The sequence below is a fragment of the Anaerolineae bacterium genome (assembly GCA_025062375.1).
Taxonomy (GTDB): domain Bacteria; phylum Chloroflexota; class Anaerolineae; order SpSt-600; family SpSt-600; genus SpSt-600.
The window spans coordinates 1-2301 of record JANXAG010000070.1; the positions used below are offsets into that span (position 1 = coordinate 1).

General features: G+C 53.5%; 1 protein-coding gene. It reads right to left on the reverse strand.

What is annotated here, in order from left to right; translation table 11 throughout:
* Positions 1 to 1941: protease Lon-related BREX system protein BrxL (gene brxL, locus NZ653_10040; GenBank protein MCS7287457.1), on the reverse strand; the 1941-nt coding region annotated here is incomplete at its 3' end.
* Positions 1942 to 2301: the final 360 nt, after the last annotated feature.

A 2301-nucleotide genomic window follows, 5' to 3' on the forward strand; every position in this document is an offset into this window, starting at 1 on the left:
AGCAATTGGAACCAACATGCGCCGGGCACCGCTTTCCCTGGCCAGCTGGACTGATTCCGCCAGTTCGCTCACAGGTAACACTCCTCCCTGGACGGTGATTTCCCCCAAAACAACGGTTGCCGGCCGGACTGGCTTCTGAACTAGTGCGGAAAAGAGGGCAACAAAGAAAGCTGCGGCCGTTTGGCTCCCCTCCTTAGCCTGCATTAGGTTCACCACTTGAAAGTGAACCTGCAGGTCGTCCAGGGTTCGGTCCACGGCCAGGCGGTGCAAGTGGCTGCGCAGGTAGTCGTAGGCGGTACGGATGGCCTCTCGCATCGCAGTGCCAACCGCGCCAGTGACAACGTAACCGCTTCCGCGCATCAGCGCCACTTCCACCCTGAACAGCGCATATCTCCCGCTTTCCGGATCCAGTCCAACGGTAAAAACGGCCCCGGGCGGCAATGGATCGGGCGAAATAATGGTAGCTTCCCTCTGCTCCGGGGGCCAGATAAACCGCTCTTCCCCGGTCTCTTTGTTCCGGAAAGATAGGGAGGTGTTCCAGTATTCCACCCCGCCCATCCGCTTAAGTTGCTCCTTAATCCGCCGACGGAACTCCACTGCATAGGTCAGGTATTCTTCCAGTTCCTCCCGGGTCCACCGGCCATCGGGATGGAGCAGCTTCAGAAAACCAGAGATTGTCTTACGGACTGCTTTCTCGTCCCGGCGGTTAAAGGCGCTACCCAATTCAAAGTAACGGTCCAGCGCATCGGCAAAACTCAGTTTGCGCAGTTCCCTGAAGACCTCGGCCAGATAATCCACCACCATACCATAATGGGTGGTCAGGAGCTCAGAGGTCATCTTGGGCATTTCCCAACCGGGCAGGTAAGCATGGAGGCGGTCCAGGAAGGCCAGGTCCTGCATCTCGGCGGGGAAGGGTGTAAAAAGATGACCAGTCCGCAGCGCGACTTCCACATCCAGATTGATGTTGCCGATAAAGACCAGAGAGGCCAGGGCAGTAATTTCCTCCCGGCCACGGCTAAAGCTACCCGATTCCATGTAATCTTTGAGCAGGTTAATAGCTTGAGTACTGGCCAGGCGGGTCAGTCCGGCTACTTCATCAAAGGCTACGACATCCCACAGCCCTACTAATCCGATATGTCCTCGCCCAATAAGAGAGTAAAAGAGAACAGGAACAGTCACATCGCCGCCGGAAACCAGGATGGCATAAGGGGAGACTTCTCTATAAGCATAACTTTTGCCTGTGCCCCGCGGGCCGAACTCTACTAAATTATAGTTGCACTCTACCAGGGGGATAAGCCGGGCCAGATAAAGCATCTTCAACCGGGGAGAAAGGCCAGAGGGCTCTATCCCCACACTGCGCAGCAGCAGGTCCATCCACTCTTCCCGAGATAAAAGGGCTCGCTTCTCCCGAATTTCCTCCAGCAGGCGACCACCACCCAGCTGGATGGGGCGAAGTTCAGCGATGATGAAAGGGCGCAGTTCTCCCCGGTGGACCAGCATCGCATCATAAGCCAGATCTACAACAGCCCAGATGCCGCCGCCCAGGAGCCGCTCATAGCGGTGAACCAAATCTTCACTTAAGTGGACCCGGTCAATGCCCAGGTTGACCAGCTGGGCCCAATATTTGTCCTCTGTCTCCACCAGCCTGACTTTAACTTTGTCAATTACACGGTGGTGGCCCTTTTCCCGTACCTGTGCCTTGAACCATTCAGACTGGTCAGGTCGGACATAATGCTCGGTCAACACACGCTTGACTTCCTGCAACCCGGCTTGAATGACTTCCTCATCGGCCGAAGCACAATATTTTCCCAGTAGGTACTCCAGCACGTAGAGGGGAACGTTCACTTGCCCTTTAAGGGTGCTTACCAGGTCTTTTCTCACCACACGGCCAGGAAAATATTCCAGGGCTTTTACATCCAGCGAATCCAGTTGACTTGTCATAAAATCACATTCTCCGGAAAAGGACTTTGTGGCTCCGAGAAAATTGGTCGTATTGTAAATGGAAAAGCTCTTTATTTTTATACCACAGTTTAAATCTAAGGTCAAAGACGCACGAATGCTACAGCTATTATGCATCTGATTGACGAACTTTGAAAACCAGAGAGGGAACTCGTAAGTCCTATATTCTCCTGACCCTTTATACTCCACGCAACAGGAACGCCACCCCTCACTCCTTCCCAGCTCCCGTAACCACGCACCCTATAACTTTCAAGCGCCTGCTTTTTTTGCCTCAACAAATGGCCCATTGCTTCTGAGCTGGCATAATATGGTGAAAAGGCGTATAATAGACTGTAGATTTAT